The 18,944-nt window shown below is 63.6% G+C and carries 17 protein-coding genes and 1 pseudogene; 6 read left to right on the top strand and 12 right to left on the bottom strand.

Annotated elements, in window-relative coordinates:
• Positions 1 to 11: 11 nt before the first annotated feature.
• Positions 12 to 1,166, bottom strand: coding sequence for a CYTH and CHAD domain-containing protein (locus G6N59_RS04155; RefSeq protein WP_138230970.1), 1,155 nt, complete (start codon positions 1,164 to 1,166; stop codon positions 12 to 14).
• Positions 1,163 to 1,804 carry a hypothetical protein gene (locus tag G6N59_RS04160; RefSeq protein WP_138230971.1) on the bottom strand — a complete coding sequence of 214 codons (642 nt, stop codon included), beginning with the start codon at positions 1,802 to 1,804 and terminating at the stop codon, positions 1,163 to 1,165. Before G6N59_RS04160 ends, G6N59_RS04155 begins: the two co-directional genes overlap by 4 nt.
• Before the next feature lie 249 nt (positions 1,805 to 2,053).
• Here G6N59_RS04160 and G6N59_RS04165 point away from each other — a divergent pair, with 249 nt between their 5' ends.
• Positions 2,054 to 3,736 (top strand): SulP family inorganic anion transporter, encoded by a 1,683-nt coding sequence (locus G6N59_RS04165; RefSeq protein WP_138230972.1) that lies wholly within the window; start codon positions 2,054 to 2,056, stop codon positions 3,734 to 3,736.
• A gap of 1 nt (position 3,737) precedes the next feature.
• On the opposite strand, the gene G6N59_RS04170 is transcribed toward G6N59_RS04165, so the two are convergent.
• From G6N59_RS04170 to G6N59_RS04180, 3 genes and pseudogenes are all read right to left on the bottom strand, one after another.
• The gene (locus tag G6N59_RS04170; RefSeq protein ID WP_138230973.1) at positions 3,738 to 5,780 is read right to left on the bottom strand and encodes an erythromycin esterase family protein; all 2,043 of its coding nucleotides are present in this window, start codon (positions 5,778 to 5,780) and stop codon (positions 3,738 to 3,740) included.
• A 121-nt stretch (positions 5,781 to 5,901) separates the two neighbouring features.
• Positions 5,902 to 7,136, bottom strand: a pseudogene (locus G6N59_RS04175) (IS256 family transposase).
• 73 nt (positions 7,137 to 7,209) lie between these two features.
• Positions 7,210 to 7,356: a hypothetical protein gene (locus G6N59_RS04180; RefSeq protein ID WP_163910702.1), complete on the bottom strand. Its 147-nt coding sequence runs from the start codon at positions 7,354 to 7,356 to the stop codon at positions 7,210 to 7,212.
• A 174-nt stretch (positions 7,357 to 7,530) separates the two neighbouring features.
• On the opposite strand from G6N59_RS04180, the gene G6N59_RS04185 reads away from it, so the two are divergent.
• Positions 7,531 to 8,673, top strand: a complete 1,143-nt coding sequence (locus tag G6N59_RS04185; RefSeq protein ID WP_138228370.1) for an Rv2629 family ribosome hibernation factor — start codon at positions 7,531 to 7,533, stop codon at positions 8,671 to 8,673.
• Positions 8,670 to 10,064: a wax ester/triacylglycerol synthase family O-acyltransferase gene (locus tag G6N59_RS04190; protein WP_138228369.1), complete on the top strand. Its 1,395-nt coding sequence runs from the start codon at positions 8,670 to 8,672 to the stop codon at positions 10,062 to 10,064. Before G6N59_RS04185 ends, G6N59_RS04190 begins: the two co-directional genes overlap by 4 nt.
• A 41-nt stretch (positions 10,065 to 10,105) precedes the next feature.
• Here G6N59_RS04190 and G6N59_RS04195 read toward each other — a convergent pair whose 3' ends face one another.
• On the bottom strand, positions 10,106 to 10,300 hold the full coding sequence (locus G6N59_RS04195) for an Rv3202a family protein (protein WP_138228368.1): 195 nt from the start codon (positions 10,298 to 10,300) through the stop codon (positions 10,106 to 10,108).
• Between the two features lie 121 nt (positions 10,301 to 10,421).
• Positions 10,422 to 12,074, bottom strand: a complete 1,653-nt coding sequence (locus G6N59_RS04200; RefSeq protein ID WP_138228376.1) for a GAF domain-containing sensor histidine kinase — start codon at positions 12,072 to 12,074, stop codon at positions 10,422 to 10,424.
• Positions 12,075 to 12,501: 427 nt separating this feature from the next.
• On the opposite strand from G6N59_RS04200, the gene G6N59_RS04205 reads away from it, so the two are divergent.
• Positions 12,502 to 12,873: a SpoIIAA family protein gene (locus G6N59_RS04205; RefSeq protein ID WP_138228367.1), complete on the top strand. Its 372-nt coding sequence runs from the start codon at positions 12,502 to 12,504 to the stop codon at positions 12,871 to 12,873.
• Positions 12,874 to 12,879: 6 nt separating this feature from the next.
• Here G6N59_RS04205 and G6N59_RS04210 read toward each other — a convergent pair whose 3' ends face one another.
• On the bottom strand, positions 12,880 to 13,533 hold the full coding sequence (locus G6N59_RS04210) for a BON domain-containing protein (RefSeq protein WP_138228366.1): 654 nt from the start codon (positions 13,531 to 13,533) through the stop codon (positions 12,880 to 12,882).
• A 151-nt stretch (positions 13,534 to 13,684) separates the two neighbouring features.
• Positions 13,685 to 15,112, bottom strand: coding sequence for a wax ester/triacylglycerol synthase family O-acyltransferase (locus tag G6N59_RS04215; protein WP_138228365.1), 1,428 nt, complete (start codon positions 15,110 to 15,112; stop codon positions 13,685 to 13,687).
• 158 nt (positions 15,113 to 15,270) lie between these two features.
• On the opposite strand from G6N59_RS04215, the gene G6N59_RS04220 reads away from it, so the two are divergent.
• Complete coding sequence (locus G6N59_RS04220; protein WP_234884040.1) at positions 15,271 to 16,494, top strand: alpha/beta hydrolase family protein; 1,224 nt, start codon at positions 15,271 to 15,273, stop codon at positions 16,492 to 16,494.
• Positions 16,495 to 16,581: 87 nt separating this feature from the next.
• Here G6N59_RS04220 and G6N59_RS04225 read toward each other — a convergent pair whose 3' ends face one another.
• Complete coding sequence (locus G6N59_RS04225) at positions 16,582 to 17,475, bottom strand: universal stress protein (protein WP_138228364.1); 894 nt, start codon at positions 17,473 to 17,475, stop codon at positions 16,582 to 16,584.
• Between the two features lie 280 nt (positions 17,476 to 17,755).
• Between G6N59_RS04225 and G6N59_RS04230 the strand changes: the two genes are divergently transcribed.
• A complete protein-coding gene (locus G6N59_RS04230; protein WP_170212339.1) occupies positions 17,756 to 18,073 on the top strand; it encodes a hypothetical protein in 318 nt (105 codons plus the stop codon).
• Positions 18,074 to 18,155: 82 nt separating this feature from the next.
• On the opposite strand, the gene G6N59_RS04235 is transcribed toward G6N59_RS04230, so the two are convergent.
• Positions 18,156 to 18,554: a nitroreductase family deazaflavin-dependent oxidoreductase gene (locus tag G6N59_RS04235; RefSeq protein ID WP_138228363.1), complete on the bottom strand. Its 399-nt coding sequence runs from the start codon at positions 18,552 to 18,554 to the stop codon at positions 18,156 to 18,158.
• A 76-nt stretch (positions 18,555 to 18,630) separates the two neighbouring features.
• Positions 18,631 to 18,915, bottom strand: a complete 285-nt coding sequence (locus G6N59_RS32020; RefSeq protein WP_234884039.1) for a hypothetical protein — start codon at positions 18,913 to 18,915, stop codon at positions 18,631 to 18,633.
• Positions 18,916 to 18,944: the final 29 nt, after the last annotated feature.

Here is an 18,944-nt window from a genome sequence, read left to right on the forward strand (position 1 = left end):
CCCATGTCGAATCACACAACCGTGTGAACGGCCCTTTTGAGAGACTTCAGCGCGGCGGGCAGTTCCCGCTCGCAGTCATGAGCGAGGTCGGTTTCCTGTTGGTACAACAAGCCATAGGTGAAGGTGTCCTCCCCCGCCGCATTGGCTGCCTCGACCTGTTCAGCGAGGTTGGCGCGGCTCACGACACTGTCCTGGTGATCGCCGAGCAGCGTCTGGATGACCTTCGCGGCGTCAGACACCTTCGTCGCTCCACCGGCTGCCGCGATGTAGCGTAAACGCTTGGCACTTTTGCGAATACGGTGCAGCATCACGTCATGGTGCTCAGCGTCGGCGGTGGCCGCCGCGTTGACCCTCTTGCGGATGCGCTCGTAGCCATCTGCGATGTTTTTGGCGGCCGACGGTGTCACCGGGGTCGCTGCGGCCGACGACTGAATCCCCGTCAGCGAGTCCAGGGCATCAAGCAGCCTGAAGTACCGCGACGAGCGCATCGCAGTGACCGATGCCCGCAGCCCCGTCCGATAGCGGTCGTGGGCACCATCGATCAGACGGTCGCGGATCGGGCCACGAATCAGCTTCGCGGGCAACTCGTCGAGGGCCCGCTGATATCGGTCGGCCAACACTTCGGCGTCGCGAGCCATGCCCAACACAGTGGCCAACTCTCTCAGCTCTTCGAGCAGCGAAGCGTCGTTCGCCAGTCCGAACGCTGCCGGTGAAGCCTGTAGGAGACTGCGGATCGTGCGAATCGTGACCCGCATCTGATGCACCCCATCCGGCGCGTCGACGCGCACCGCGCGGTCCCACTCCAGCAGCTTCTCGATCTGCTCACTGACCGCTCGGTGCGCCGAGTCCAGCTTGCGCACAGCTTGTTTCGATACCCGGTGGCCGGTTCCAGCAGGAGCCACCGGCACCAAGGGACGGTCGCGGACAATAGCCAACACGGTGTCTCGCAGCGCGTCAGGGACGCTTTCGTCATCGCCCTTCAAAGGAATTCGGGTGTGCGTGTCGGCGTTGGGTCCTGCCGGCAGTGTCAGTTGCCAGCCCGCGTTGCCGCCGCCGGTACAGCGCCTCAAAGACACGCGGTGCGCAGCCAGATCATGGCTCGCGGTGTCGAAGTAGACAGTGTCCACCGATTGCGGCCATACCCCCCTCAGTACCGGTTGGCTCATATCTGTATGACATCCGAATCGTTCGGTCCGGAGTCCGGCAGATCACGTGCGATTATTGCCATCAGCGTTCGCAGATCGTTGTTCGCCCGGTGAAGATAGACCGCAGCCAGTTCGACCGCCGCCGCGTCCTGATTCAGAACTCCCGCCAGGCAATTGTCGAATCCGACGCCGTAATCATCGATCGTCCGCTGCAGCGCGGTATTCACCGCCTGATCGGGACCCGGCAACAGTTTCTGCAGTCGCGGCAAGGTTCCCCGACCAGCCTCACAGGCTCGCTGAATTCCGGTCGCATCAGCATTGGCCGCGGCAGTAGATATGTTGTCCCGCTGGACGAGCAATGCATCGAGCGGCCCTTCGAGCTGGGCGAGCCACGCGTACAACTGCTTCCCGTCCGATGGAAAGTTCGCCGCAGCCGCAGGCCGATCTGGCGGTGCTGCAGCGGTATCCGGCAATATCAGGCGAGCAAGCGAGAAGCCATGAAACATCCAGGCCACGACCACCATCACGACGATCAGCACCGCAGCAAGCGATAGTACGGTCCGCCCTTGGCGGTCATCCTTCACCGGATCGCCTGGTACGCAGCCGACGTCATCGGCAATGGAGGATGGCTGTGTGCCCTCGCTGTTGGGTACCACCATTGGGTAGCACTCCCTACCGACTCGGTACTCGGGACAGATCATTTCTAGATGGTGCGCCGCTCCGACAGCGACTACACGGGTCAAAGGTCCTCTGGCACAATGCCGGAAGCCTTCAGGCTGACTCGATCCATGGCCGATGTCCGACTTCGCTACCGCGCTGAACTCCGCGCACAGAGTTCTGACCTAAGTCACTAGCGACAACCGAGATGGTGTGGGCAAGCTCAATCGCATGGATCCGATCGAGCGAACATGACGATCACGAGCCGCGCCATGCGCTGGTCCCCGATTGTCGCGCAGCTCAGGTCGTATCAATTCAGCTGGCTTCGCGGCGACCTCGTCGCGGGTGCGTCGGTGGCCGCTTATCTGGTTCCGCAGGTGATGGCGTGCGCACTGCTGGCAGGCATGCCTCCGCTGACCGCGCTATGGGGTGCCGTCGTGGCCCAAATCGCATACGTACTGTTCGGTTCCTCCAATCGACTGTCCATCGGCCCGGAGTCGTCCACGGCGTTGCTCACCGGAACCGTGCTGATCCCGATCGCCGGCGGTGACGTCGTCCTTCATCAAGCGCTGGCAGCGGTACTCGCTGGAATCGTCGGCCTCGTTTGCCTGGTTGGCTCGTCAGCCCGACTGGGATTCCTGGCCAATCTGCTGTCACGCCCCATTCTGATCGGCTACATCACCGGGATCGCTGCGGTGATGCTCGTCGGCCAGATCGGTGGAATCACCGGGGTGCCACTGCCGGATGAGCGGATACCCGCTGTCGCCCGAGCCATTCCAGACGTAGTGCGTGGATTACATGTCCCGACGCTCATCTTGGCAGCATCGGTACTTGCCCTGTTGTTCACACTGGATCGACGAGCACCGAAACTACCCGGCCCGGCGATTGCGGTCCTGGCCGCCACCATCCTGGCGTCATGGCGGTCAGACTGGTTCCGCGGTGCGAAAACACTTGGCAGTGTTCCAGAGCCGATACAGGCGATCGGACTTCCCCATCTCACCTCAGACCACCTGTCGGCGCTGGTCCTCCCTGCCATCGGAATCTCCATCGTGGCCTTCTCCGATGCCGTGCTCACCGCACGAGCATTCTCGACGCCTGGCGATCAGGAGCTCAACCCGAACACTGAATTGCGCGCGCTGGGGGTAGCCAACATCGCTGCGGGCCTGGTTCGCGCCTTTCCAGTCAGCGCCAGTGCAAGCCGTACCGGACTGGCACGTGCAGTCGGCGGCACGACTCAGCTGTATTCGATCGCAGTGGTGCTGATCGTGTCGGTAGTTGCATCTTTCGGTCGTAACACCCTGTCGCACATACCGGTCGCGGTACTGGGAGCGCTGGTCATCTATGCGGCGATCCGCATGATCGATGTTGCCGAGTATCGTCGCCTGGCCCGGTTCCGGCCCAGTGAGCTGGTGCTGGCGTGCGCAACCACTGTGGCGGTCCTCGGCCTCGGAGTGCTCAATGGCGTACTCGTCGCCGTCGGCCTGTCAATCCTGGATTTGCTGCGCCGCATCGCGCATGCGCATGACAGCGTCCTCGGATTCGTTCCCGGCCTGGCCGGCATGCATGACGTCGATGACTATCCAGATGCAGCGCCACTGCCCGGCCTGGTCGTCTACCGATACGATGCACCCCTGTGCTTCGCGAATGCTCAGGACTTCCTCAGCCGCGCGCTTGCCGCGGTGGATGAAACCGGTGGGCAGGTCGACTGGTTCATCTTGAACGCCGAAGCGAACGTGGAAGTTGACCTGACTGCACTCGACGCTCTTGATCGACTCCGCGAAGACCTGTCACAACGCGGGATCGTGTTTGGTATCGCACGTGTCAAGCAACATTTACGCGACGCTCTCGCGGCAGCTGGTCTACTCGCTCGGATCGGAGAGGACCGAATCTTCCCGACGTTGCCGACCGCGGTCGACGCCTTCAGGAACCGCTGAATCACAGTCCGGACGGATACGTTTCGGGAGTTTCGCCCGCATGCCAGACGCTTGTCGGTTCCAGCGGTTCGAGCGCGCGGGTCCGATCGATGTGGATCATCGCGTCGTATTGGTCAGCCGGCCGTACGTGGTAATAGTGGCTCTGCCGTTCGGTGGCAGGCAGATAGATCACGCCGATGGCACGTCCGAGGCGTACCACCGAAAGCGGCTCGGCGGCCGCATCGGTGATCAACGGCGAGACGAAGAACGATTCCCTACCCACTTCGTGCAAGAGCTCTTCTATGCTGCCGTTGAGCGCCGGACGTACCGCCTTGCGTTCGGCGATGCCACCCCATTCGCTGGCCGCCGTAACACTGCCCGCGTAGGTGCTGAAGCCGATGAGACGGCAGTCGTTTCCATAGCGTTCCCGAACAAGCTGGCCGAGGGTGAGCTGCCCGTCGTTGCCCACTTCCGTCGCGCGCGCATCGCCGACATGCGAGTTGTGCGCCCACACAACGATTTTCGGTGCCGGCGCACCGTCGCGACCGAGATGATCCAGCAGCGCGGTCAACGTGTGAACCATGTGGGTGTCGCGCAGATTCCAGGACGCGACGCGGCCACCGAACATTGCGCGGTAATAGACTTCGGCATCACGAACCGTCTGGGCATTTTGCCGGGCATAGAACGCCTCGTCTTCATGCAGTAGACCGTCCCGCCGGGCCACTTCCACCGCGTTGCGCTGCATTTCGACGAGTTGCTCGATCGCCTGGCGTTCACATGACGCGCCCGCGCCGAACGCCGCCTTGAACCCGTATGCCTGTCCGTCGTCGGCCGACGAGACGTGGTCGAAGCACGAGTAGCGTTCTCGCGCCCGCGCAGCTGCCCGCGGATCGATCTTGTCGAGGTAGGCGATCACCTCGCCCATCGAACGATGCAGGCTGTACAGGTCCAGACCGTAGAAGCCGGTCATCCTCTCGTTGCGATTCGCGCACTCGACATTGTGCCGGCGCAGCCAGTCGACGAAATCCCGAACCACCACATTCCGCCACATCCAGGCCGGAAATCGTTCAAACCCGCTCAGTGCCTGGTCGGAGGATTCATCGTGACCGGCTCCCCGCACGTACCTGTTCACCCGGTACGCATCCGGCCAATCCGCTTCTGCCGCAACAGCACAAAAGCCTTTCTCGCGGATCAGCCATTTCGTGATAGCAGCACGTGCGGCGTAGAACTCGTGGGTACCGTGTGAGGCCTCTCCGATGAGGACGACCTTCGCGTCACCGATCAGCTCCTCCAGCACCTCAGTGGGTGGGATTCCGTCGGGCGCATCGATCGCCGCGGCGCCTATGACCTCGGCAGGAGTCTTCCCCCGCAAGCGGGTGCCGACCGCCGGACGCAGCGTAGGTGTCGCCAGCAGCTCTCGCACTTCCGAATCGCTGACTTGGCTGAAATCCCAGAAGGATTCGCCTACTGCACGAAATGGCGACGGCATGCTGGCGCACACGACGTCCTCGACGAGGCCGGCGAACTGCCGGCAGCTCGATTCAGAGGCCGCGGGCACCGCCACCACGATCTCTTTCGGGTCTGCCTCCCGCAGCGCCTGCACAGCAGCGAACATGCTGGCACCGGTCGCCAGTCCGTCATCGACCACGATGACGGTCTTGCCGGTGACGTCGACCGGCGGTCGGCCGTCGCGATAGGCGACTTCCCGCCGCTGCAGTTCACGGCCCTCCCGCTCGGCGATTTCGGACAGCCGCTGCGGCGAAACCCGCAGGGCTCGAACCACGTCATCGTTGATGACGACACGACCTCCGCTCGCCAGTGCCCCCATCGCGAATTCCTCGTGTCCGGGTGCACCCAGTTTCCGGACGACGAACGCGTCCAACGGTGCGCCGAGCGCAGCGGCGATTTCCCACGCGACAGGGATGCCGCCTCTGGCCAAGCCGAGCACGACGACGTCCGGCTTGTCGCGGTACGCGGTCAACAGTTCGGCCAACGCACGCCCCGCCTCCCGGCGGTCGCGGAACACGCGCCGGGGTGCATGCTGTGTCGAGTTTCGAGGTGACATCGATCGACTCCTTATCCATCATCCATCGATCCGTTTTCTGTGCTGAAAGCCAGTCACAGCAGCGGTCAAGTCCAGGGACGTGGTGTATGACGTCGTCGTGTGATTCTTCGAGGTAGTTGGGTCAGGCGGGCAGTGCCGCGGGGGTAGCCTCCTGTTCGGTTGGGGTGTCGTTGACGGTGCGTGATTTGCTCAGAACGTCGAGGCCGAGGTAGCGCCGCGACTCGGCCCATTCGTCGTGTTGTTCGGCCAGCACTGCTCCGACGAGACGGATCAGGGCCGCGCGGTCGGGGAAGATGCCCACGACGTCGGTGCGCCGGCGGATCTCCTTGTTGAGTCGTTCCTGGGGATTGTTGCTCCAGATCTGGCGCCAGATCTGCTTGGGGAACGCGGTGAACGCCAGCAGATCCGGCCGCGCCGCTTCGAGGTGATCGGCGACATTGGGCAGCTTGTCGGACAATGCGTCGATGATCCGATCATATTGAGCAGCAACGGATTCAGCGTCAGGTTGGTCGAACACCGAGTGCAGCAGGGTGCGCACCCAGGGCCACGAACTCTTGGGAGTGACGGACATCAGGTTGGTCGTGTAGTGGGTTCTGCAGCGCTGCCACGCCGCTCCGGGCAGGGTGGCCCCGATGGCGGCGACCAGCCCGGCGTGGGCGTCGCTGGTGACCAGTTTGACCCCGGACAGGCCGCGGGCGGTCAACGACCGCCAGAACGTCAACCAGCCCGCCCGTCCTCAGCGGTCGTGACATCGATTCCCAGGATCTCGCGGTAGCCCTCGGCGTTGACCCCGACGGCGATCAGGGCGTGCACGTTGACCACCCGGCCGGCTTCACGCACCTTGAGCACCAGAGCGTCCGCAGCGACGAACGTATACGGGCCGGCATCGAGCGGCCGGGTCCGGAACGCCTCCACGGCGGCGTCGAGTTCCTTGGCCATCACCGACACCTGCGACTTCGACAACGACGTGATGCCCAGGGTCTCGACCAGCTTGTCCATCCGCCGCGTCGAGACACCAAGCAGGTAACACGTCGCCACCACCGTGGTCAGGGCCCGCTCGGCGCGTTTACGGCGCTCCAGCAGCCAGTCCGGGAAGTAGGATCCTTGCCGCAGCTTCGGGATCGCAAGATCCAAAGTCCCTGCACGGGTGTCGAATTGACGGTGTCGGTAGCCGTTGCGGGAATTGGTGCGCTCAGCCGAGCGTTCGCCGTAGCCGGCACCGCATAGGGCGTCGGCTTCGGCGCCCATCAGGGTGTGGATGAACGTGGCCAGCAGCTCGCGCAGCACGTCGGGATGGGCAGTGGTGAGTCGTTCGGCCAGCACAGTGGGCAGATCGATATTGTGGGCAGTGGTCATCGCGTCGATTCCTTTGCTCGAGTGACTTTGGACGGTCTCTCGAAGAATCACGCGATGACCTTCAATCACTCGGCTACGACACGCCGGTACCGCTGATCAGGTCCGACTCGTACACCACCTTGATGGACGCAACCACAGCAGCACGTATCCCAGCGTCGAGATGGCTGTCGATATCGATGTTCAACCAGCCGAGTGCCTGCCTGAAAGAGTCACTCGCCATGGACCAAAGGGACTTCGGTCCATCCCGTCCGACGGCCGCGTACTGCTACTGCCGAAGGTCCTTCGGACTGCGGCCGATCAGCCCTGCCCATCCGGTACAGGGAGGTTCAGCATCAGTCGACAAGATCGCAACACCAACCTCGTGCGCTTCGCGCGATGCCGATGGGAGTTTTTCGTGGACACCACACCGTTCCGTCCGTTGCTCGGCCACCACGGACCGTTCGCGTCGGTCTACTTCGACATCGCACTCAACGTGCCCGACGGACAGGAGCGCATGGACGCGACATGGCAGGACATCCGTCGTGATCTGCTCCACCAAGGAGCCGACAACACGATCATCGCGACCCTGGAACCAGCAGTGCGGCAACAACTATCGCTTGCCGGCCCGCGCGGGCTGATTACCAGCGCCGACGCCGTGCACATCGCCGCGGCCGCGGGCTATCCACGGTCCGGGTTGCCGCTGACCCGGGTGTCTCAGCTGCCCTATGTGCTGCCGCTCATGAACGGAGACCTTTGGCACCCCAACTACTTGTTGGTCGCGGTCGACCGGGAAGGTGCGGAGCTGACCGTGCATCAGAACCACCGCAGAGTTCGTCGCGAAACGCTGCAGGGCGACGGGTATCCGGTGCACAAGGCGGCAACTGCCGGTTGGAATGGTTATGGCGACTTCCAGCACAACGTGGAGGAGGCGGTCCGCATCAATGTCCGCGCCGTTGCCGCCCGAGTCACCGAACTTGCCGACGAGATCGGCGCCGCAGTGATTTTCGTGTCGGGACAGGTGCGCACCCGCGCCGAAATGACAGCGGAACTACCCAAGCGTCTGGCGGCATCGGTGGTCGCACTGCCCTCTGGGACGTCAGGACAACGTCTGTCGGACCATGACGCTCACGAGTTCATCGAAGAAGTGCTGCGCACCCGGCACACCACCGAGATGCACCAGCTCACAGAAACTTTCGCTCAAGAACGGGGCAACCAATCGGGGCGGGCAGTGGACGGGCTGAGGTCGGTGTGCGCAGCCTTACGTGACGGCAACGTGGACACGCTGCTGATCGGCGACCTGGGCGCCGCCGCCGTACTGCTCGGGACCGGTCCGACAACGGTCGCCACCGATGCCGACACGCTCTCGGATCTCGGCCAAGCTCCCAGCGCTGTTGCCCGCGCGGACGAAGCACTGCCGTTTGCGGCCATCGCCGGCCGATCGGCCATCGCGTACGCAACCCGCGACCTGACCCTCACCGACGGCGTCGGCGCACTCCTCCGGCATCGCGCGATGGAATACGCACCAGGAGACGGGCACGCTGTGGAAGCACGCCGATGAACGACCGGCTGACAGCGCTCGACGCCGGATTCCTGCAGGCCGAGGATTCGGACCCCCATGCGAGCCTGGCTGTTGCGGTGCTCGCCGTTCTGGAGGGTCCGGCCCCGGATTTTGCAGAACTTCAGGCCGCCCTCGATGAACGGTCGGCCACGATTGCGCGCATGCGTCAGGTGTTGCATTCGTATCCACTCGACATCAGTGCCCCGCAGTGGGTTACCGCACCCCATTTCGACATTGGCCACCACGTTCGCAGGCATACCGTGACTGCTCCGGGTGACGACGCCGCCGTCTACCGGGCCGTTGCGGACGTGATGGAGCGCCGGCTCGACCGGTCGCGTCCCTTGTGGGAAGCCTGGGTGCTTGACGGTCTGCGCGACGGCCGATGGGCGATGCTGGTCAAGCTGCACCACTGCATCGCCGACGGCGTATCGGCGGCTGCCCTGCTCGCCGCCGTCTGCGACGACCAGGCGGACCCGCATGACGAAGTGCCAGACGTCGCGTCGCGATCGAGCCGTGGTCCGCTCCACGGTTTCAACCCGATAGCGCTCGGCAACGATGCGTGGCGAATGCTGACGTCGACTGCCCGCGGTGGCGTGCGCGTGGCCTTCGGGGCCGCTCAGATCGTCGCCGGCATGCTCACCGCCCCTGCGCAACAGCTCAACGGGCAGCTCAGCGATCTGCGCCGTTTCAGCGCCGTTCAGGTCTCGCTGAGTGATGTTCAGTTGATCAGCAAGCGCTTCGGCGTCACCGTGAATGACGTGGCCCTCGCGGCCATCACCGACGGATTCCGCTCAGCTATGTTGCGTCGCAACATGCAGCCCTCAGCCGGACCGATCCGCACCTTGGTACCGGTTTCCGTCCGGCCCCCCGAACTCCACCACGTGCCCGACAACCGGGTCTCGCTGTTGCTGCCGGACCTGCCGGTCGATCGTTCAGATCCGCTCGAACAGCTTCGGCTCGTGCACCGGCGATTGTCCACTGCAAAGCACAGCGGCCAGCGTCAGGCGGGTTCGTGGGTGGTCGCGGCGGCCAACCTGGTGCCGTTTCCGATCATGGCATCGGCTGTACGACTGCTCGGACGACTGCCACAACATGGTGTGGTCGCCGTGGCCACCAACGTCTCCGGACCGCGAGAACGAATGCGTATCTTGGACCGTCAGATCATCGACCTCGTGCCGGTACCGCCCATCGCAGTCGGTATGCGCACGGGTATTGCAATCTTGAGCTACGCCGACCACCTGACCTTCGGCGTCATTGGTGACTACGACGCGCAACTTGACGTCGACGAACTGGCCCGCGGTATCGAGCACGGCATCGCTCGACTTGTCGATGTCGCATCCGCTGCGATGCATACCCGGCGACTGGGGAACCTCATGCTGCTGAGCGGCTGAGTAGTGGTCGGGGGCTCGACGGTGCCGGCGGGCGGTGGCGATTACTCCGCCGGCCGCCGATCGTCGTCAAATTCGGGAATCGGACGGTGTTGATCGAGCGTGTCCGCGAGGTCGGCATCCCATTGCTGCACAACGCCATTCACCCACGTTTCGTCGGCATCCGCCAAGGTGTCTCCGACAGACTGCCCCTGCTCAGCCAGGTCCGCGTCGTCTCCGCGGGGAATAGGTTCGGTCATGAGAAACTCCAGTCGTCGTGCTGTTCAGGCCTATGTCCATGCTGCGTAGATCCGGCCGCTCGCCACAGGGTCATCGGTCATCTCCTGACGCACCGCCTGGCGACACCACGATGTGTGCTCGTCAGGATTCGAGTTCGAGTGGGACAGTCCAACAGACGTGAGTGCCACCGGACGCCGGCGTCAGGAACTCGCACGTTCCGCCGAGTTGTTGAGCCCGCCGACTCATGTTCTCCAGACCGCTGCGTCGGTGATTGTCGGCGGGGATACCCCTGCCATCGTCGAGGACATTGATCACCAACTCGTCGGCAACGTTGACCTCGACGGTCAAAGAACTGGCCCCGGAATGGCGCACCGCGTTGCTGATCGCTTCTGCGACAACGGCATGCGCGTGGTCAGAAAGTTCGGCACTGACGACCGTCAGGGGCCCGCGAATACGTACGGTCGTGGTCAGGTCGCAGTGTTCGGTCAGCTCGACCGCTGTCGCCTGAATGCGCTCCCGGAAGCCGATTGCGCCGCCCGACGCCGACTGCAGATGGAAGATCGTCGTGCGAATTTCGGTGATGGTCGACTGGAGTTCGTCGATGGTGCGGGTGAGCCGAGCGATGATCTCCGGTGAATGGACCCGGGCGACTGTGCCCTGCAGATCCATCCCGGCGGCAAACAAGCGCTGGATGACGTGGTCATGCAGGTCGCGAGCGATTCGTTCACGGTCAGCGAGGATAGTGAGCTCACGGGCTTGTTCACTGGCCTCGGCCAGGGTAAGGGCCACTACTGCGTGATTGGCGAAAGCCACCACCCAGCTCAGGTCATCTGACGTGAACCGAGGTCGGTCGAAACTCCGCACCAACGCAAGAACTCCGGTCACCCGATCCGCGGAACGTAGCGGCACCGCCATCGTCGGGCGCTCGCCGAGGTCGGAGAAGGTTGGAATGAGATGGCGGAAGGTCTCGGTGATCACCGCAGTTCCCGACCGGAACACCTCACCACTGGTGGACTCATCGATTGGCACCCGATAACCGATCGGCAGCTCGGCGCTGTGCTCGCCCGCCGCCGCGACCACAGCAAGCGCGTCGACAGATACGCCCGGCCGGTCGATGTCGTTCGGGATCAACACGATGACCTGCTCTGCGTCGGCCAGTTCGCGGACCCGCTCGGCGATCATCTGAAGTGGTGGCTCTGGCGAGGTTGCCGACAGCAGAGTTGAGGTGATTTCCCGCCCGGCGTTCATCCAGCGGGCCGAAGCCCGCTGCCTTTCGAACAAGCGGGCGTTGTCGATAGCCACGCCGGCCGCCGAACCCAGTGCCCGGATGGCGTTCTCATCGGATTCGGTGAACACATAGCCGGCCCGATCGTCCGTGACGTACAGGCTGCCGTACACCTCACTTCGGATGACAATCGGCATGCCTAGAAACGCACGCATCGGCGGGTGGTGTTCGGGGAATCCGACCGCTGCGGGATGTTGGGTCAGATCGTCGACGCGCAGCGGCTCGGTACGGTCCAGCAACACGCCCAGCACGCCTTTACCGACCGGGAGATGCCCGATACGCGCCTGCAATTCGGCGCCGATCCCCTTGAACAGGAACGCATCGAGCATGCCATCAGGCCCCCTCACGCCCAGCGCGCCATAGCGTGACCCGGTCAACTCGATCGCAGCATCGATGATCCTGTGCAAGGTCGTGTCCAGATCCAGGTCCCCACCGATGCCGACGATCACGCGCAGCAACGACTCCATCTGGTCGCGTCCAGCCAAAAGCTCGTCGAGTTGTTCATGCATCTCGCCGAACAGCCCCCGCCGGCTCAGCCGCGAAAACACCGAACCGGTGCCGTCTTCGGTGGTGTTCACCCTGCTCCGCACCTCCGCACACGCAATCGCGTAACTTCACGCTACGCCCACTTCGTTCAGTTGTCGCTGCTCCGACCCGAATACTTACGGGTGGTCAATTACGCGACAGGGTGTTTGTGGATCCGGCGGCGCATCGCAGCGCGTCGTTTCCCCGAGCAGATGTTCGCCGATTTGTGTCAAGCCGCGGCAAGTCCGGCCGAGCGTGCGGACGAGGGTGACGGGCAAGGTGAGGGCCCGCTGATCACGCTCCCCTTTGGCTCATGATTCAGCGGTCTCCCAGATATTGGGGACTTTCGCCTGTTGCCGCGCAGGAAACTATGAGCCGATGATGAGGGCCACCGTCGCCCGAGGAGCAGCCATGATCGATCAGCATTGGGACACAGATCACTCAATCCTTACCGTTCGGCCTGAATCGGCCTTGAGCACAGGCGATTTTGCTGCGCTTGCCAGAGCTGTCGACCCAAAGATCGAGCAAGATGGTGATCTCGACGGCCTTATCATCGATGCGCCACGGTTCCCCGGGTGGGACAGCTACGGCGCGATGGTCAGTCACGTCCGGTTCGTGCATGATCATCACCGACACGTGAAGAAGATCGCCATCGTCACCGATTTGCCCGTCGCCGGAGTCACCCAGCATCTAGCCTCGCATGTCGTCTCGGCGCAAATCCGCCAGTTCCCTGCGGGTCACGTCCAGCAAGCCAACAGTTGGATTACCGACGGGCTGCGGTAGCTGCAGCTATGAAACGTGAAGCAGGTCCTTCACGCTTTTGACTCCTGGAACTGCCCAAGCAGCATGGCGCGCCGCGTCCGCATCGGACTCCGAACGCACCGTGCCCCTCAAAGTCACAGTGCCGTCGCCGGTTTCGACGACGATGTTGTTGACTTCGGCGTTCACCGTGCGTGCCAATTCCATCCGGATCCGCTCCCGCACGTCGGCGACCTTTGGTGCGTCATTGATATCCATGTTGTTACGCACGTTTTTGACACCGCGAATGTTCTTGACGGCGTTCGCCGCGGCAGCACGCTGAAAGTGCCAGTCCACCTTGCCCGTCAACGTGACGATGCCGTCGCGAACAGTCGCTTCAATGGTATCGGGTAGATCGCTGTGCGACTGCAACACCGTCGCCGCTGCCGCTGCGATATCGGTGTCATTGCGGACATGGGTTCCGAGTACTTCGACGCGCAGGTCATCCGCCAAGGCGCGAACCCCCAGTACACGCCAAATCGCTTGGACTGCTTCGTGTTTCTGCCAACATGTGGGCACAGCTCCCGTCAGCGTCACCACTCCGTCAGCCGCGGTGACCCCGATACGGGAGCACTCGATCGCCGGGTCAGCCTTCAACTCTTCGAGAATATCCTCGACGAGCGCCGTGTCGTCTTTCAAGTACATCGTGAGCCTTCCGCCCGATTATCATGTGTTCTACTTCTGCCTACCCTGGTAATTCACCGGATGCGACATGCATAAGACCTGGCTCGAGATGACTTCAGTCCCTGCAGCAACAGGAACCCCGAAGCCGAGCCATCTCTTGGCCTATCAATGGCTAACGGCGCCGGCCCCGGCGTGCGAGCGCGGCCTCCAACTCTGTCAGCACATATTCGGTCAGCGGCACTACGGACTCGATATCGGGCATGACCCGCCGCCCAGATATGTACCCGAACATCACCCGGTCGGCGTACGAGCACGTGGTCACGTTCAGGGCCTGACCGTCGATCGCCGTCGATACGGGGTAGATCTCCTCGAGATGAGCGCCATTCCAGTACATCTCACTCTTCGGCCCGGGGACATGCGAGATCGACACGTTGTAGCCGCGACGTAGCCGCGGCGCAAATGGCATCAGCGGAGACAACACCGTCGGCCCGATACTCGGAGCGAGCAGGAGCGTCGTGACATTCGCGCCTCGTCGGGCCACTTGAGACTTCGCCCAGCCCATCGCCCGATGGATATGTGCCAGGCGGTCAACGTCATCTCCGAGGTGAGTGCCCAGCGAACACAATTCGAGGCCGAACAGGTTTGCACGACGCTCGTCAGCCGGGCGTTCCTGTCCCTCGCGCGCCCGCACCGTGATAGGGCAGATCGCCACCAACGACCGGTCCGGGAGCTCACCGAGACCCGCGAGCCACTCACGCAGAACGCCGGCCACCACGGCGGTCAGCACGTCGTTGCCGGTCACCCCGGCGGCATCCCGGATCGCCCCGATGCGAGACTTGGGCAGACTCACGCCGGCAAATGCCCGTTCTCGGCCAAGGCGGCCGTTGAATCGGGTGTACGGGGCCCCGAACGGCAGTACGGCCACTCCGGCGCCGATACTCGCGATCGCCGTTGATATTTCGCCCATCGCAAGTTCGCGAGCAAAACCCAAGCCTGAGATGACGCCATGCGCCGCCGTGTGCGCCAGCTCCACAGGGTTCCGAAGCAATCGGTAAGCGCCACCACGGCCCTGGTCCGGCTCCTGTCGCACGGCGAAGAACGGTGGCGCGCCCCGGCACTCGGGATCGGTAGTCAGCGCGCGACCGATCATCTTCATTCCGGCGACACCGTCGATCACGGTGTGGTGCACCTTGAGGTACAAGGCGAAGCGACCGTCCTCTAGACCGTCGATCAGATAGGCGATCCACATCGGTCGCGACCGGGCGAGCGGCTCGCTGTGCAACTCGCTCACCAACTTCCACAACGCATCGCGGTCTGCGCCGGCGGGTAAGGTTCGGCGCTCCAGATGATCTCGCATGTCGACGCATTCATCCGTGCGCCACATCCAGAAGCCTGCGGTGTCAAGGCCGATGTGTGGATGCCGGCGAAACCGCGGATCCATGTCAGTGGTGTCAGCAAGGCCCTGCTCAAACAGTTCATCGACGTATCCGGGCCCAGCCGTGGCGGGTGGTGCCAGAATCAGCAACACAGCCACGTGTAGTGGATCGGAGAGCAACTCCGCCGTAAGCATCGCCGCGTCCAGCGGCTCCACCGGATTCATCAGGTCAGCCCCAATTCCCGCAAAGCTCGGTATCCGAGTGCGATCAACTGCAACAATACCGTTGTCCCACGGCAATTTTCGGGAAACCGGCAATTGGCCGCTGCAGCCGGGACCTAATCCCCTAGGCCGTCAATACGCCCCGAATTACGGTCGTCGACATGACAGCACCTGCGCACGACGACGGGCCACGGGCGGTTCCAGCCGACCTGCCCTCGCGTGGTTACCGGGCGCTGGGCCACGTCATCCGGCCGTTTCGACGAGCCGGCCGCTACTACGCTCGATCCTGGCAGGAGTATCTGGAACACCGTCCCGATGCGCTTCCGGTGGCACGCCCCACGCTTGCACTGGCCACGCAAGCGTTCCGCGACGAAATTGTTCTCACCGGCATTCGGATCCTTCAGCCCCTTGGGGACCCACAACTGTTCGAGCAAATCAATCGCGAGGTGCGCGCCGGCATCGAATTCTACGGTCAACAAGGATGTTTGGATAATCCTGAAGAGTTCTTCGCCGCGCCACCGCCGCTCACCGACGCCACCATCCGGCCGGTGGAATCCTATGGCCGGTCCTTCGAACGCATCGTGTTCGACAGCGGATACGAGCCGACAATCGGCGAGCCTGGCCGTGAACGATGGCTCGGCTATTCCGCCAACCACCGTGAATATGCCTTGCTATTGCGGCACCACGAACCACGCCCGTGGCTGGTGTGTGTACACGGCGCCATGATGGGTCGCGGCAGGCTCGACCTCGCGCTCTTCCGGGCGTGGCACCTGCATGAGGATCTCGGCCTGAATCTTGTGCTGCCCGTCCTTCCCATGCACGGCCCGCGGGCCCGTGGTCTCCCGTCGGGCGCGGCGTTCCCCGGCCAGGACGTGCTCGACGATGTCCACGCCACGGCCCAGGCAGTGTGGGACGTACGGCGGCTCCTGTCCTGGATACGCACGCAAGAGCCCGACTCGCCGATCGGCATGAACAGCATCTCCCTCGGCGGCTACATCACTTCGCTCGTCGCCAGCCTTGACGATGGCCTCACGTGCGCAATTCTCGGTGTCCCGGTCGCCGACATGACCGAACTACTCGGGCGCCATGCCGGGATGAAGCACAGCGACCCACGTCGCGAGACGGTGAACCTGGCGGCGCCGCTGGGCCGAATGGTCTCGCCACTGTCGTTGACTCCGCGCGTCCCCTTCCCCGGCCGCTTCATTTACGCCGGTATCGCCGATCAACTGGTGCATCCGCGCGAGCAGGTGGTACGCCTCTGGGAGCACTGGGGCCGGCCCGAAATCGTCTGGTATCAGGGCGGACACACGGGATTCTTCGAGTCGCGGCCAGTGCAGCAGTTCGTCGACGCCGCGCTCCTGCAGTCGGGGCTCATCAACTCCTGAACAGCCGAAGCGTCGGCAGTCCCCAAAGATGAGTGCTCCCAATGAGTACCAACGAATGGGTCGTGAGGTTCCGGCACGAGCGCCGGACTAGCGTTGCCGCGCCACGATGACGGGAACACGGGCCGCCTGAACCACTGCAGTGCTCACCGATCCGAGCAGCATCCGGACGAATCCTCCCCGGCCATGGCTACCCACGACGATCAGCTGAGCCGACTCGGCCTCAGCGAGCAGATGGCGAGCCGGTTGATCCAAGACCACCACTCGGCGCACCCGCACATCGGGATAGCGTTCCTGCCACCCAGCCAGCCGCTCGGCCAACTCTTCTTCGGTTCTGGGACGGACAACCGACCACTGCTCCGCGGGGAACTCCGACGAATCGGCATCGCTCCAGGCGTGCAGGGCCACCAATTCGGCTCCGCGCCATGAGGCTTCGTCAAAGGCGATAGCGGTGGCCAACTCCGAGGCCGGCGAACCGTCGATGCCCACCACCACCGGCGCCTGCGGTCCCGCCGCAGCTTCATCGTGGATGACGGCGACCGGGCAATGAGCGTGATGCACCAGCGCAGTGCTGATTGAGCCCAACAAGACACGTTGGAGGCGGCCCTGACCGCGGCAGCCCACCACCACCATCTGTGAGTCACTGCTCAGCTCGACCAGGGTCGGCACGCTCGGCGAGTAGAGCACGTCGCCGCGCACGTGAATGTCTGCGGTGTCGCCGACCGCTTCCTTGGCAACACGGATGGCGTCGGCGATGATTCGTCGACCCTCCGATTCCAGCTGTTGGAAGAAATCCTCCGGGAGCGGTGTCGCGGTGATGCCCCAACCTCCCCAACCGCCCATGGGCGTCGGCAACACATGCACCACAGACAACGCGACGTTTCGCAGGCCCGCCTCACGGGCTGCCCAGCGCACCGCCGCGTCGGACCAGGGCGACCCGTCGACTCCGACCAGAATTCCTCGATCTGCTGACCCACTCGACATCTTGACCCTCGATTCGAACTCCGCCGGGAAATTCGCGCCTAGCCAGCGAAGGCGCAGCACAGCTCCGACGTTAGGAGCCCGAGTGCGTCCTCGTCACGGGGCCATTCGTCACCGTCACAGAGGCCGTCGGGCCCTGACGGCCCCGCGCCCCCAAATCGGTGGCGTGAAGCTGCCTGAAGAGACCATCGACCATGGCACCTGAGGACTTCTGGCGCTACGAGGCCGGCCCGCGCGGCCGATAGCGTGGAACGCGAATTGCACTCAATCGAGAGGTCCTGGCATGCCCGAAACCACGAAGTCGACATCCTCGTCGAACACGATCTCCCCATCTTCGTCGTCAACCGACGTGCTTGACGAGTTCCGCGAATCAGCCCGCATGGGTCAGCACGCCGCAGCCGAAGCGTGGCGCCAGTTCAACAAGGTCCTGGACGAGGCGATCCCAGAAGCCATCCATCCGCTGCGGGCCAAGGTCGTCGACGCGGCAATCAGCCTGGCCGACACTCTGGCCGCTGCGCAATATCAGTTCCACCGCAACCTCATCCGTACTACCGAGGGCGCGCTGACGCGCACGGATGGCAAGGAGAAGGACAACGACTGACCCGCTCCATCGGGGCACCACTTGGCAACCACCCCGGGACGGCCCATGTTGGCATTGGGCCGCCCCGGCTGGTCGATGAGTTTCAGCGCGTTACCGGAGATTGCCGGCTCATTTTGAGGTAGTTCGCGATGCCGAACCTGCCGAATTCACGCGCGCGATGCGGCGACAGCAGGCCGGCTGCTGTCGGCGCATCGATGATCACCGGTTCGGCGGCGTTGAAGGATTCTCCGTGAACCCGGATGGTGGCACGTCCCCTGGCCTGAACATTGCGGAGCCAGTCGACATTCGTACCGTAGGGCAGCGGGATGATGAAACCGCCGCTCACCTCTTCGATGACCACCGGGGTCGCGTAGTTCTTCCCGGAGCGTCGTCCAGTGTGCTCGATAACCCCGGCGTACCAATATTTTCGGCCGGCGGCCACAAGCATGAGCGGATTCAGTACATGCTTGTTGAACACCCGAACCACGTCACGGACGGTCATCGTCGTTCCCTGCCAGTCAGTTGGCTTCGCGTCCCGAAGGACTTCCGATCGGGCCAGCGGGCGACCCCGCCGAGACCTACCGTGTGGTGGGCCCCATCATGCCGGGTCCCGTCATCGGCCCGGGTTCCATGGTGCAACTCGGCCCTTGCTGCGGTTGGTAATGCCGGTAGCCGCCGTGCCAGTACCCACCACTGCTGTAGGTTCCGGCACAGAAGCCGCTGAAAAAGATCAGGGCGACGATGAAAACGATGCCCGCGACTATGCCCACCCAGGCGGCGACCTGGGTCAACCGACTGGGCTGTACTGACAGCGACGTGGTGACTATCGCTGTGTCAGTGGGTGATTCAGAGCTTTCGCCCATGATCCTTGTCTTCCTCACTCTGTACTGCC

It is taken from the genome of Mycolicibacterium aubagnense (genome assembly GCF_010730955.1).
In the GTDB taxonomy this organism is placed as follows: Bacteria; Actinomycetota; Actinomycetes; order Mycobacteriales; family Mycobacteriaceae; genus Mycobacterium; species Mycobacterium aubagnense.